Source organism: Vibrio sp. Scap24 (assembly GCF_013394185.1).
Taxonomy (GTDB): Bacteria; Pseudomonadota; Gammaproteobacteria; order Enterobacterales; family Vibrionaceae; genus Vibrio; species Vibrio pomeroyi.
In genome coordinates this window covers 1,174,719-1,188,765 of record NZ_CP041332.1, presented here as the reverse complement: position 1 = coordinate 1,188,765, position 14,047 = coordinate 1,174,719, and the positions used below count along the sequence as shown (strand labels likewise).

The window sequence follows — 14,047 nt, the reverse complement described above, 5'->3', positions numbered from 1 at the left end:
CATTCGCTAGTATTGCTCGGCCTTCAGTTAGGAGGTCGCTAGCCTTGTTCTTAAAAATAGTTTTTTGAACGGCGCTGGCTCAACAATTAGGAACATAGGTGGAAAAATGTTTACAGTTCTACTTGTGATTTACCTGTTGGCAGCGCTTGGTGTAATTGGCCTAGTGTTGATTCAACAAGGTAAAGGCGCAGATATGGGAGCCTCTTTCGGTGCTGGCGCTTCAAACACTGTGTTTGGTGCTGGTGGCTCAGGAAATTTCCTTACCCGAATGACTGCAATTTTTGCAACTACATTTTTTATCCTTAGCTTAGTGCTTGGTAATATGTCTACACATAAGACTGAGTCACAGTGGATTGACCCGACCCAAGGTCAGGTAATTCAGCAAGCTGATGATGCAGTGAGTGAGGTTCCATCGCAAGGCGATGAAATTCCACAATAATCTGTAAAGATTTGATGCCGAGATGGTGAAATTGGTAGACACGCTAGCATGAGGTGCTAGTGCCTTAGGGTGTGAGGGTTCGAGTCCCTCTCTCGGCACCATGTTTACAAACTTGTAAAACATCTTGTTGGGCGTATAATGCTCGCAAGTCGGACGCGGGATGGAGCAGCTTGGTAGCTCGTCGGGCTCATAACCCGAAGGTCGTCGGTTCAAATCCGGCTCCCGCAACCAATTTCAATGCTATTATATAGCTTGTGTTGGTAGCAAGTTTGCACAGTGTGAACCTCACTGTGAGTTAAGTGCGATATCGAATGTGATGGCACTTAGCATATAAGGGTCCAGCAACAAAAACCCCGGCTTATACGGGGTTTTTTGTTATCTAAGCATTTGTAAATGTATTTAGATAATGTTTGCTTGGAATTTAAATTGGGCTTTGAGCCCTTTTTTTGTTTCTGGAGTGGTTAAATGACTGGTTTAGAAAGACAACTTACTGAAATGCTTGACGCTCCAGTAGCAGCATCAGGTTATGAGTTAGTTGGATTAGAATTTATTCGTGCTGGTGAGCACTCAACGCTACGTATTTACATCGATTCACCAAACGGTATCAATGTAGATGATTGCGCTGAAGTTAGTCACCAAGTAAGTGCCGTAATGGACGTTGAAGATCCAATTTCAGTGGCTTATAACCTTGAAGTGTCTTCACCAGGTTTAGAGAGACCACTGTTCAAAGCAGAGCATTACCAACAATTTATTGGTCACGAGGTAAGCATCGTTTTGAAAATGGCTGTCGGCAACCGTCGTAAATGGAAAGGTGATATCCAATCTATTGAAGGCGAGACAGTAAAAGTATTGGTTGAAGGACAAGAAGAAGAATTCGTCCTGAGCAATATTGCGAAAGCGAACCTGATCCCTAAATTTTAGTTCTCCTAGAGAGAAGAGCTTAAGAGGCTAGATTAATGAACAAAGAAATTTTGGCGGTAGTAGAAGCTGTTTCTAACGAGAAAGCAGTTCCTCGTGAGCGTATTTTTGAAGCGCTTGAAATCGCGCTTGCAACAGCAACTAAAAAGAAAAGCGAACTAGAAATTGAAGTTCGTGTTGAAATCGACCGTAAAACGGGTGATTTCGAAACTTTCCGTCGCTGGGAAGCTGTTGAAGAAGTTGAATTCCCAACGAAAGAGATCTCTCTTGAAGCTGCAAAGTACGATGATCCAGAGATCGAACTTGGCGGTTTCATCGAAGACGACATCGAATCAGTTACATTTGACCGTATTACGACTCAAACAGCTAAGCAAGTTATCGTACAGAAAGTACGTGAAGCTGAGCGTGCTCAAATCGTTGAACAGTTCATCGACAACGAAGGTGAGCTAGTAACGGGTGTTGTTAAGAAAGTTAACCGTGACACAATTATCCTAGACCTAGGTAACAACGCTGAAGCAGTGATCCTTCGTGATGACCAACTTCCTCGTGAAAACTTCCGTCCAGGTGACCGTGTTCGTGGTCTTCTATACGCAGTTAAACCTGAAGCTCGTGGTTTCCAGCTATTCATTACTCGCTCTAAGCCTGAAATGCTTGCTGAACTATTCCGTGTTGAAGTACCTGAAATTGGCGAAGAGCTAATTGAACTTAAAGGTGCTGCACGTGACGCTGGTTCTCGTGCTAAAATCGCTGTGAAAACAAACGACAAGCGTATTGACCCTGTTGGTGCGTGTGTTGGTATGCGTGGTGCACGTGTACAAGCTGTTTCTGGTGAGCTTGGCGGCGAGCGTATCGATATCGTACTTTGGGACGATAACCCGGCTCAGTTCGTAATCAACGCAATGGCTCCTGCTGATGTTGCTTCTATCATCGTTGATGAAGATGCACACTCTATGGATATCGCTGTTGAAGCGGATAACCTAGCACAAGCTATCGGCCGTAGCGGTCAAAACGTACGTCTAGCGTCTCAACTGACTGGTTGGGAACTGAACGTAATGACGGTTGAAGATCTTCAGAAGAAACACCAAGAAGAAGCAGTTGCTTCTATTGAAAACTTCATGAAGCACCTAGACATCGAAGAAGACTTTGCTCAACTGCTTGTTGAAGAAGGTTTCTCTACACTAGAAGAAGTGGCTTACGTACCAGTAAACGAACTTCTTGAAGTAGATGGCCTAGACGAAGGCATCGTTGAAGAACTTCGTAGCCGTGCTAAAGATGCACTAACGACTCTAGCACTAGCGAAAGAAGAAACTTTCGACGGTGTTGAGCCTGCTGAGGACTTGCTAGCACTTGAAGGCCTAGAACGTGAAATGGCTTACAAACTGGCAGCTAAAGGCGTGGCAACATTGGAAGACCTAGCTGACCAAGGCGTTGATGAACTAGAAGGCATTGAAGACCTAACTGCAGAGCGTGCGGGCGAGCTAATTATGGCTGCGCGTAACATCTGTTGGTTCGGCGACGAAGAATAATTCAGCAAGGAGAGAAAGCGGTATGACACAATTAACAGTTAAAGCACTGAGTGAAGAGATTGGTACGCCAGTTGACCGCTTAATTGAACAACTTGCTGATGCAGGCATGAAGAAATCAGGGTCGGATCAAGTAACTGATTCAGAGAAGCAAACATTGCTAACGCACCTTAAAAAGGAGCATGGCGATACTTCTGGTGAAGCAGAGCCGACTCGTTTAACTCTTCAACGCAAGACCCGCAGCACGCTAAGTGTTGCCGCTGGAGGCGGTAAGAGTAAGGATGTTCAAGTAGAGGTACGTAAAAAACGTACTTACGTGAAGCGCAGCGCTATTGAAGACGAAGCGAAACGTGAAGCTGAGGATGCAGCATCACGTGAAGCGGAAGAGAAAGCACGTCAAGAAGCTGAAGAGCTTGCGAAACGTGAAGCTGCAGAGAAAGCACAGCGCGAAGCTGATGAGAAAGCAAAACGTGAAGCGGATGCAAAACGTGATGCTGAAGAAAAAGCTCAACGCGCACAAGCTGAAAAGGCTAAAAAAGACATGAATTCAAAAAATGCAGACGCTAACGCACAAGCGAAAAAAGAAGCGGATGAACTAAAAGCTCGTCAAGAGCAAGAGGCAACTCGTAAAGCAGAAGCTGAAGCAGCTAAGCTTGTAGAGGAAGCTCGTAAGCTAGCTGAAGAAAACGAAGCTCGCTGGACTGAAGAAGAGAAGAAGAAGAAAGAGCAAGAGAAGTCTGCGGACTACCACGTGACTACTTCTACTTACGCGCGTGAAGCTGAAGATGCAGCGGATCAGAAAGAAGAAAAAGCGCCTCGTCGTCGTAAAAAGAAAGCAGCTCCAGCTAACCAACCTGGCAACAACCGTGGTGGTCGTAACCAACGTGGTCGTGGCGCTAAAGGTAAGCTTGCGAAACCAACTTCAATGCAGCAAGGCTTCGATAAGTCAGCAACTGTTGCTAAATCTGACGTTGCTATCGGCGAGACTATCGTTGTTTCTGAACTGGCTAGCAAAATGTCAGTTAAAGCAACTGAAGTTATCAAAGTAATGATGAAGATGGGCGCTATGGCGACTATCAACCAAGTGATCGACCAAGAAACAGCACAACTTGTTGCTGAAGAAATGGGTCACAAGGTAATCCTACGTAAAGAAAACGAACTTGAAGAAGCAGTACTAGCTGACCGTGATAGCGATGCAATCGCTGAAGGTCGTGCTCCTGTTGTTACTATCATGGGTCACGTTGACCACGGTAAAACTTCAACACTGGATTACATTCGTAAAGCACACGTTGCTTCTGGCGAAGCTGGCGGTATCACGCAGCACATCGGTGCTTACCACGTAGATACTGACAACGGCATGATCACTTTCCTTGATACTCCTGGACACGCGGCGTTTACTGCTATGCGTGCTCGTGGTGCTCAAGCAACAGATATCGTTGTACTAGTAGTTGCAGCAGATGATGGCGTAATGCCACAAACAATCGAAGCAATCCAGCACGCGAAAGCGGCAGGCGTTCCTCTGATTGTTGCTGTGAACAAGATCGATAAAGAGGGTGCAAACCCAGACAACGTTAAGAATGAGCTAGCTCAATACGACGTAATCCCTGAGGAGTGGGGCGGTGAGAACATGTTCGTTCACATCTCTGCTAAACAGGGTACAAACATCGATGGTCTTCTAGAAGCTATCCTTCTTCAGTCTGAAGTTCTTGAACTGACAGCTGTTAAAGAAGGCATGGCGTCTGGTGTTGTTGTTGAATCTCGCCTTGATAAAGGTCGCGGTCCAGTTGCAACAGTACTAGTACAGTCTGGTACTCTAAACAAAGGCGACATCGTTCTTTGTGGTCAAGAGTACGGCCGTGTTCGTGCAATGCGCGATGAGAACGGTAAAGAAGTAACTACAGCGGGTCCTTCTATCCCTGTAGAGATTCTAGGTCTATCTGGCGTTCCTGCTTCTGGTGATGAAGCAACTGTTGTTCGTGACGAGCGTAAAGCTCGTGAAGTAGCGAACTACCGTCAAGGTAAATTCCGTGATGTTAAACTAGCTCGTCAACAGAAAGCTAAACTAGAGAACATGTTCGCGAACATGGCTGCTGGTGAAGTTGCTGAACTGAACGTAGTACTAAAAGCTGACGTTCAAGGTTCTGTAGAAGCAATCGCTGATTCTCTACTGAAACTATCAACTGACGAAGTTAAAGTGAACATCGTAGGTTCTGGTGTTGGTGGTATTACTGAAACTGATGCAACACTTGCAGCAGCTTCTAACGCTATCATCCTTGGTTTCAACGTTCGTGCTGACGCAACTGCGCGTAACACGGTTCAGAACGAAAACCTAGACCTACGTTACTACTCAATTATTTACCAACTGATCGACGAAGTTAAACAGGCAATGGGCGGTATGCTTGCTCCTGAATTCCGTCAAGAGATCATTGGTCTTGCTCAAGTTCGTGACGTATTTAAGTCGCCTAAACTTGGTGCAATCGCTGGTTGTATCGTTACTGAAGGTACGATTAAGCGTAGCAACCCAATTCGTGTACTTCGTGAAAACGTTGTTATCTACGAAGGTGAGCTAGAGTCACTTCGTCGCTTTAAAGACGATGTTCAAGAAGTTAAGAATGGTTACGAGTGTGGTGTCGGCGTTAAGAACTACAACGACGTACGCGTTGGTGACCAGATCGAAGTATTCGAAATCGTTGAGGTTCAACGTACTCTAGACTAATCAGTCTGTACGACTCGACATATTGACTAAGGTTACTAACATTACTAGTAAAGGTAATAAGTAATCGGTTGTTGAATACACCATGGGGGGCTGGTAATTACCAAGCCCCCCATCTTTCTAAGTGAGAAAAGAAAATGTCAAAAGAATTTAGCCGCACACAACGTGTGTCTCAGCAGCTTCAAAAAGAGCTAGCACTTATCCTACAACGTGAAGTTCGTGACTCACGTATCGGTATGGTAACCATCTCAGACGTAGAAGTGTCTCGTGACCTTGCTTACGCAAAAGTATTCGTTACTTTCCTATGTATTGGTGAGCAAACACCGGAATCATGTCTTGCAGCTCTTAAAGAGCACGAAGTGCCAATCCGTATGGCGCTAGGCAAGCGTATTCGTCACCGTCTAACGCCTGAAGTTCGTTTTACTTACGACAACACACTAGTAGAAGGCATGCGTATGTCTAACCTAGTAAGTGAAGTTCTAAACGATGATAAGCGTAAGCAACAAGAAGCTGGCCGTACTGACGAAACTCAGTCTAAGGGCGAAGAGTAATGGCTCGCCGTCGTAAAGGTCGCCCTATTAACGGGGTAATTCTATTAGATAAGCCAACAGGCATTTCGTCTAATGATGCACTGCAAAAAGTAAAGCGTATTTACTTTGCAGAGAAGGCAGGGCACACCGGTGCTCTGGATCCTCTTGCGACTGGCATGCTGCCGATTTGTCTTGGTGAAGCAACGAAGTTCTCTCAGTTTCTGTTAGATTCTGATAAGCGCTACGTAGTGATCGCTAAGCTTGGTGAGCGTACCAATACCTCTGACTCAGATGGTGAAGTGGTAGAGACACGTGATGTAAACGTGACTCAAGAACAACTTGAGCGTTGTATCGAAACCTTCAAAGGTGAAACTGACCAGATCCCTTCAATGTTCTCTGCATTGAAGTATCAAGGTAAGCCATTGTATGAATACGCACGTGCAGGTATTGAGGTTCCTCGTGAGTCTCGTAAGATTACTGTGTACTCTATTGAACTGCTTCGCTTTGAAGGCGATGAAGTTGAGATGGAAGTGCATTGTTCAAAAGGTACTTACATCCGTACAATCACCGACGATCTTGGTGAGATGCTAGGTTGTGGTGCTCACGTGACCATGCTTCGACGTACTGGTGTAGCAAAGTACCCTTACGAGCGTATGGTAACGTTGGAACAACTGAACGAGATCTTAGAGCAAGCGCAGGCGCAAGAAATTGCACCGAAAGAGCTGCTTGATCCACTGTTGATGCCAATGGATACAGCCGTTGAAGACTTACCTGAAGTAAACCTGAATGCGGAACTGACTGACCTAGTTCAGCACGGTATGCCTGTTCAAGTTGCTGGTGCGCCAACGGAAGGTACGGTTCGCATGACAAGCGGTGAAGAGAAGCTGTTTGTTGGCGTTGCTCAAATTGCTGAAGATGGCCGAGTAGCACCGAAACGTTTGGTTGTTTTCAGAGATGAAGAACCACAAGCGAGTGCTTAAATCGAGTGAGATATTCGCGCTGAGTCATTAAAGACGAGCAAATAATACAGAAAGCGGACGCCGAATTTAGGTGGTTCGCTTTTTTCGTTTTTAAGGCGTTCGATTGTTATTGCACCAACTGGCAAACTTCCCTATAATCCTCGGCTCGCGTAGCGGCTGAATCAGAGATTGGCTGCTACAAATATTAAACTACTCTTATCAGGAGAGAATTATGTCTCTGAATGCAGAAACTAAAGCAGCAATCGTTGCAGAATACGCACGCGCTGAAGGCGATACTGGTTCACCAGAAGTACAAGTAGCACTACTAACTGCTTCTATCAACCACCTTCAAGGTCACTTCAAAGCACACAAAGGCGATCACCACAGCCGTCGTGGTCTTCTACGTATGGTTTCTAGCCGTCGTAAGCTTCTTGACTACCTGAAAGGTAAAGACCTTTCTCGTTACCAAGATCTAATCAAGCGCCTAGGCCTACGTCGCTAATAGCGATGTCTGCAAAGACTGTTTGAAGAAAAGGAGCATTTATTGCTCCTTTTTTTGTGCCTGAAAGACAGAGTTTGAAGTAATTCACGGAGCTTTTTCAGCGTGAAAATATCCCTGTATATAAAAATAGTTTATACTATGCCTCGCCTGTACAGCTATCTGTATAGGTATTATACGACCCAGAAGTTACAGTCACAGATGTCGGCCAATAGGTCGCGACTATTCAAAGTGGATGCTCGTTGTATATTTAATATAACGAATCAATTCCGTCTGCTTTGACTAGTCGCGATTGGTGATTTTTGGGTTCCAACTTACTGACTCTAAAGAACACTCTTTAGATAAAGGAAATACAATGTTTGAGAAACCAGTTGTAAAAACGTTTCAGTACGGTAACCACACAGTTACTCTAGAAACTGGCGTTATTGCTCGTCAAGCTACTGCAGCAGTTATGGTAACAATGGACGATACTTCAGTATTCGTATCTGTTGTTGGTAAAAAAGAAGCGGTAGAAGGTCAAGACTTCTTCCCTCTAACAGTTAACTACCAAGAGCGTACATACGCTGCTGGTAAAATCCCAGGTGGCTTCTTCAAGCGTGAAGGTCGTCCATCTGAAGGCGAAACACTAACGGCTCGTCTAATCGACCGTCCAATTCGTCCTCTTTTCCCAGATTCATTCAAGAACGAAGTTCAAGTTATCGCTACAGTAATGTCTGTAAACCCAGACGTTCAACCTGACATGGTAACAATGATCGGTACTTCAGCAGCTCTTGCTATCTCTGGTATCCCGTTCAACGGTCCAATCGGTGCTGCACGTGTAGGTCACATCGACGGTCAACTTGTTCTTAACCCAAGCACAACTGAACTTGAAACTTCTAAACTAGACCTAGTGGTTTCTGGTACTGAAGGCGCGGTTCTTATGGTTGAATCTGAAGCTGATAACCTAACTGAAGAAGAAATGCTTTCTGCAGTTGTTTTCGGTCACGATCAACAACAAGTTGTTATCAACGCTATCAACGAGTTCGCAGCAGAAGTTGCTACTCCAGCGTGGAACTGGGAAGCACCAGTAGTAAACACTGAGCTTAAAGCTCGTGTTGCTGAGCTTGCAGAAGCTCGTCTATCTGACGCTTACCAAATCACTGAAAAAATGGCTCGTTACGAGCAAGTTGGCGCAATCAAGAACGACGTTGTTGAAGCACTACTAGCTCAAGACGAAGAACTAAACGAGCGCGAAATCCGCGGCATGCTTGGTTCTCTAGAGAAAAACGTTGTACGTAGCCGCATCATCGCTGGCAACCCACGTATCGACGGTCGTGAAAAAGACATGGTTCGTGCGCTAGACGTACGTACTGGTGTTCTTCCACGTACACACGGTTCTTCTCTATTCACTCGTGGTGAAACTCAAGCTATCGTTACTGCTACTCTTGGCACACAACGTGACGCTCAAATCATCGATGAGCTAACAGGCGAGCGTAAAGACAACTTCCTACTACACTACAACTTCCCTCCATACTGTGTTGGCGAAACTGGTTTTGTAGGTTCTCCTAAGCGTCGTGAAATCGGCCACGGTAAGCTAGCTAAGCGTGGTATCGCTGCAGTAATGCCTTCTGTTGATGAGTTCCCATACACAGTTCGTGTTGTATCGGAAATCACTGAATCTAACGGTTCTTCTTCAATGGCTTCTGTATGTGGTACATCTCTAGCTCTTATGGATGCTGGTGTTCCAATCAAGTCTTCTGTTGCGGGTATCGCAATGGGTCTTGTTAAAGAAGGCGACGACTTCGTTGTTCTTTCTGACATCCTTGGCGACGAAGATCACCTAGGTGACATGGACTTTAAAGTAGCAGGTACTAACGAAGGTATTACTGCTCTTCAAATGGACATCAAGATCGAAGGTATCACTAAAGAGATCATGCAAATTGCTCTTAACCAAGCGCAAGGTGCACGTAAGCACATCCTTTCTGTAATGGATGAAGCTATCTCTGGTGCTCGTGAAGATATCTCTGAATTCGCTCCACGTATCCACACAATGAAAATCAGCTCTGATAAGATCAAAGATGTTATCGGTAAAGGCGGCGCAGTTATCCGTGCTCTTTGTGAAGAAACGGGTACTACAATCGAAATCGAAGACGATGGCACAATCAAGATTGCTGCTACTGAAGGCGCAGCAGCTAAAGAAGCTATCCGTCGTATCGAAGAGATCACAGCTGAAGTTGAAGTTGGCCGCATTTACCAAGGTAAAGTTGCTCGTCTAGCAGACTTCGGTGCATTCGTAACTATCCTTCCAGGTAAAGATGGTCTAGTACACATCTCTCAAATCGCTGACAAGCGCGTTGAGAAAGTGTCTGACTATCTAACTGAAGGTCAAGAAGTGCCAGTTAAGGTTCTTGAAATTGACCGTCAAGGCCGTGTACGTCTAAGCATGAAAGAAGCAGTTGAAACGCCAGCTGAAGGCGAAGCACCTGCTGCTGAGTAATTCTCAGTGTGTCGATGGTGATATCGCTTTTTAGTGATTTCTAACCTATCGTCAACAAAGCATGTTATAAAGGGGAGCATATCGCTCCCCTTTTTTATTGCGGTCATAACAGGAGTAATTATTTGTGAAATGGTTTCAAACCGCGAGTATGTGTTTACTGCTTGTACTAACTGGTTGTGCAACAACATCAGATAACGCCTCACGTTGGGTTTATCCACCAATGGCTGTGCCACTACAACCAAGTGTTCAGCAAGAAGTTCAAATTGCACGCCTTAGTCAGTTATTGCAGCGCCCAGATTTGAACGATGAAGTTCGAGCTAAGATGCTGTTTGAACGTGGTAACTATTACGACAGTGTTGGTCTGCGTGACTTAGCGCGTCTCGACTTCAACCAATCTCTTTCATTGAACCCAGCTCAACCTGATATCTTCAATCTTTTGGGTGTTTACTTTACGCAGGTAGGGGAGTTTGATGCGGCTTACGAGTCTTTTGATTCTACTCTAGAGCTTGATCCTGCAAACTCTTATGCAGAAAGAAACCGCTCTATTGCTCTCTACTACGGCGAACGTTACGACTTAGCTAATGAAGAGATGATGAAGCACTACGCCGATGATCCTAGCGATCCGTTCCGTGCTTTGTGGTTGTACATCATTCAGCATGAACTCACGCCAGAACAAGCTAAGCTGGATTTACAAAAGCGTTACGAAAGCCGTGATGAGCAGTGGGGATGGGTGTTAGTTGCCATCATGCTTGATGACATTACCGAAGAGCAGGCTTTCAAGGCGATCTTAACCGGTACTCGTGACAACACGTTACTCGCACAGCGCCTAACAGAGACTTACTTCTACCTAGCTAAGCGTTACCATATGAATGGTGACTACGCGAATGCGATCTCTTTGTATAAGCTGTCAGTGTCTTTCAACGTGTATGAATACGTAGAGCACCGATACTCTTTCTTAGAGTTAAGCCGTATCTTTACTACGCTTAAAGCCGAACATTTAGCTCAAGCTAAGTTGGCAGAGGCCGAAGAAGAAGCTAACGCTCGATAAGCAATACATCATGAATATTAAGAAGCCGCTGCCTGTCAGCGGCTTTTTTTATGATCTTTATCTCGTTTTGATTGCTTTTTATTTAAACAATATTAAAATAGTTAGCCTTGCTAACTAAATGTTTTTCTTTGATTGGGTGAGTATGCTAAACCAGAATTTAGAAAAGATTGAGCGCTTCGCCTCTAAGATATGGCGCACTCAGGTGAATGAAGATCCGATCTGCCAATTGAGCTTCAACGAGTATGATTATCTGAAGGTCATACAGGCTTCACCAGAGCCGATTCGATTGACCGATCTTGCCATTGAAATGCAGGTGACTAAGCCCTCAGCGACCACTATGGTTCAAAGGCTTGAGAGAAAAGGCCTAGTTGAGCGCAAGGCGTCACTTGAAGATGCAAGATCCAAGTTAGTGGTATTGACCAACAAAGCGGAGTTGGGTTTAGAAGAAGAGAGTAAGATCTATCAGGTCATGGCTCAAATACTAGAAAGCCGTTTATCTGAGCAAGAATCTCAGCAACTAAACCTATTACTAGATAAAGCTTTGAAGTAAATAATTTAGATATTTAGTTAGCCTTGTTAACTAATTTTCCGAGTCATGTCTCGTTGATATACGACTCACAAATGAAAGTAGAGTAAGAAATGAGTAACTCAATTAGTCGTCAATTTTGGCGATACACAATCCCTACCGTGGCGGCGATGTTGGTTAATGGCCTGTACCAAGTGGTGGATGGCATTTTCATTGGCCGTTATGTTGGCGCTGATGGACTCGCGGGTATTAACGTCGCGTGGCCTGTGATTGGTTCGATTCTCGGTATTGGTATGTTGGTGGGCGTAGGTACTGGTGCGCTTGTCTCGATTCGACAAGGTGAAAAAGACACTCAAGGTGCTAAGCAGATCCTGGCGACCGGTCTAACCTTGCTACTGGCGATAACGCCGATTGTTTCCGCGTTACTGTATCTGTTTGCCGACAACTTTTTGCTTTGGCAGGGTGCAGAAGGGCGTGTGTATGAACTTGGCCTGCAATATTTACATATCCTGATTGGTGCTAGCGTCTTCACTTTAGGTTCTATCGCGATGCCGTTTCTACTGCGTAATGACGACAGCCCGAACTTAGCTACGATCCTGATGATTGTCGGTGCGGTGATTAATATCGTTCTCGATTACTTGTTTATTGCTCAGTTTGGTTGGGAGTTGATGGGTGCGGCACTAGCAACCGCAATTGCACAATTTGTCGTAACGGGCTTGGGTCTGGCTTACTTCTTCTCACGTCGAGCAAACTTACGCTTACGTTGGAATGAACTGCGATTGAAGCTCTCGGTTATCCCACAGATCTTCGCGATTGGTACATCAAGCTTCTTTATGTACGCCTATGGCTCGATGATGGTGGCGCTACATAATGCGTTGTTCTCTCAATATGGCGACCAGTTGATGATTGGTGCTTACGCTATCTTGGGCTACATAGTGACGGTTTATTATCTCACAGCAGAAGGTATCGCCAACGGTATGCAACCATTAGTGAGTTACAACCATGGTGCGCGTAACCAAGCGAATATTCGTAAGTTACTTAAGATTGCTATGTTGAGTTCAGTATTGATTGGTGTGGTGTTTGTGTTGCTTCTTAACGCCTTCCCACGTGAGTTTGTGTCAGTCTTTAACTCAGACGAACCACAGCTAGTAGAGTACACAGTGTTGGGTATTCGACTACACATGTTTGCATTGGCGCTGGATGGTTTCTTAGTGGTAGCGGGTGCTTATTACCAAGCGGTCAACAAGGGCAGCAAAGCGATGTTTGTGACGATAGGCAATATGCTTATCCAACTGCCTTTCTTGTACATCATGCCGAAGTTGTACGGTGTGCCGGGGATCTGGATTGCGTATCCACTGTCTAATATTGCGTTAAGCGTGGTGGTGATGGTGATGCTCTACAAAGACGTAAAGAAGCTCGATGCTTCGTCGATGGAAACAGCGACGGCATAGGTCGCTTTTCTTAAGTCGAACTAAAAAGGTCTAGCGAATGCTAGACCTTTTTTGCATCTGTAGCTGATAGGTTTAATTATCGAACTAGATGTTTTTTACGTCTAAACCTGCAAGTTGATGCCAGTAACCATTACATTGGCGGCTTTCAATCTTCATCGGGTTTTGACCTTGTTCGTTAGCTCTGAAGTTATTAATTTCAGAGAAGGTATCGATGCCGAGCGGACTTAAACGAACCACATCAACCAAGTCGTGCATGTTGGGTAAATCATTCACTAGGTTGTAGCAGTAACCCGATTGGGTCTGGATACCGTTAAGGTTGAATACCGATTGGCCTTCCTGGCTCTCGACCTGTAGTCCGGTTGGGTATTTGATACAGCAGGTTTCACAATCGTCTTTCGCTTTGTTTTCTGCACGAGCCGTAAAGCAGCGTGCTGAGTAAGCAAGAGGCAAGTAACCGTGGCTAAATACTTCGACTTCGAACTTGTTACGAATATTCAGCTCTTCACACTGCGTCATGACGTTGCTTAGCCATTCACGAGAAAGCTCGACAGGCATACACCAGCGCGTCATGCCTTGCTTTAGGAACAGGTTCAGCGTGCGTGCGTTGTAGGTGTTTACTGCTGGGCCAACAACGAAAGGCACCTTGCTTTCGCTTGCCAGTTGAATCGCAGACACGTCATTGGCTTCAATGGCGAAGTCACCGTTATCAATGTACTTCTTCATGATGTTGACTTCGCTTGGCGCTTCTAGCAATGCCATGGTCGACAGCACCACTTGCTTACCTGAAGCAGACAGCTCTTTAGCGATGTCCATCCAGTGTTTCGCTTTCATCTCACGACGTTTTGAGCATACGGCTTCACCTAAGTAGATGATATCAGCAGAGCTTGATTTCGCTTGCTCATAGAAGCTTTCAACGTCTTGTTTTGGCCAGAAATAAAGTAGAGGGCCTAATGCGTATTTCATTG

At 45.2% G+C, this 14,047-nt stretch carries 12 protein-coding genes and 2 tRNA genes; 13 read left to right on the top strand and 1 reads right to left on the bottom strand.

The features are described from left to right. Positions 1–106: 106 nt before the first annotated feature. The 13 genes from secG (at position 107) to FLM53_RS04855 (ending at position 13,082) form a co-directional block, all read left to right on the top strand. A complete protein-coding gene (gene secG / locus FLM53_RS04915) occupies positions 107–439 on the top strand; it encodes a preprotein translocase subunit SecG (RefSeq protein WP_017633282.1) in 333 nt (110 codons plus the stop codon). Between the two features lie 16 nt (positions 440–455). Continuing rightward, positions 456–540: transfer RNA gene (locus FLM53_RS04910), tRNA-Leu, on the top strand. A 53-nt stretch (positions 541–593) separates the two neighbouring features. Continuing rightward, positions 594–670 (top strand) — tRNA-Met (locus FLM53_RS04905). A 234-nt stretch (positions 671–904) separates the two neighbouring features. Next, positions 905–1,360, top strand: coding sequence for a ribosome maturation factor RimP (rimP, locus tag FLM53_RS04900; RefSeq protein WP_004738265.1), 456 nt, complete (start codon positions 905–907; stop codon positions 1,358–1,360). 35 nt (positions 1,361–1,395) lie between these two features. Beyond that, positions 1,396–2,883 carry a transcription termination factor NusA gene (gene nusA, locus FLM53_RS04895; protein WP_017633283.1) on the top strand — a complete coding sequence of 496 codons (1,488 nt, stop codon included), beginning with the start codon at positions 1,396–1,398 and terminating at the stop codon, positions 2,881–2,883. 22 nt (positions 2,884–2,905) lie between these two features. Further along, complete coding sequence (gene infB / locus FLM53_RS04890) at positions 2,906–5,596, top strand: translation initiation factor IF-2 (protein WP_176680393.1); 2,691 nt, start codon at positions 2,906–2,908, stop codon at positions 5,594–5,596. Between the two features lie 134 nt (positions 5,597–5,730). Continuing rightward, complete coding sequence (gene rbfA / locus FLM53_RS04885) at positions 5,731–6,144, top strand: 30S ribosome-binding factor RbfA (RefSeq protein ID WP_017633284.1); 414 nt, start codon at positions 5,731–5,733, stop codon at positions 6,142–6,144. After that, positions 6,144–7,103 carry a tRNA pseudouridine(55) synthase TruB gene (truB, locus tag FLM53_RS04880; RefSeq protein ID WP_176680392.1) on the top strand — a complete coding sequence of 320 codons (960 nt, stop codon included), beginning with the start codon at positions 6,144–6,146 and terminating at the stop codon, positions 7,101–7,103. Before rbfA ends, truB begins: the two co-directional genes overlap by 1 nt. A 211-nt stretch (positions 7,104–7,314) precedes the next feature. Beyond that, on the top strand, positions 7,315–7,584 hold the full coding sequence (rpsO, locus tag FLM53_RS04875; RefSeq protein WP_004728948.1) for a 30S ribosomal protein S15: 270 nt from the start codon (positions 7,315–7,317) through the stop codon (positions 7,582–7,584). A 352-nt stretch (positions 7,585–7,936) separates the two neighbouring features. Then, a complete protein-coding gene (pnp, locus tag FLM53_RS04870; RefSeq protein WP_017633285.1) occupies positions 7,937–10,057 on the top strand; it encodes a polyribonucleotide nucleotidyltransferase in 2,121 nt (706 codons plus the stop codon). Between the two features lie 124 nt (positions 10,058–10,181). Beyond that, a complete protein-coding gene (gene nlpI, locus FLM53_RS04865; protein ID WP_017633286.1) occupies positions 10,182–11,105 on the top strand; it encodes a lipoprotein NlpI in 924 nt (307 codons plus the stop codon). Between the two features lie 142 nt (positions 11,106–11,247). Continuing rightward, complete coding sequence (locus FLM53_RS04860; protein WP_176680391.1) at positions 11,248–11,655, top strand: MarR family winged helix-turn-helix transcriptional regulator; 408 nt, start codon at positions 11,248–11,250, stop codon at positions 11,653–11,655. Between the two features lie 89 nt (positions 11,656–11,744). After that, positions 11,745–13,082, top strand: a complete 1,338-nt coding sequence (locus FLM53_RS04855) for an MATE family efflux transporter (RefSeq protein WP_176680390.1) — start codon at positions 11,745–11,747, stop codon at positions 13,080–13,082. 84 nt (positions 13,083–13,166) lie between these two features. Here the strand turns inward: FLM53_RS04855 and FLM53_RS04850 are convergent, their stop codons facing one another. After that, entirely contained in the window at positions 13,167–14,045 is an 879-nt protein-coding gene (locus FLM53_RS04850; RefSeq protein ID WP_176680389.1) for a U32 family peptidase, read from the bottom strand. Between the last annotated feature and the right edge of the window lie 2 nt (positions 14,046–14,047).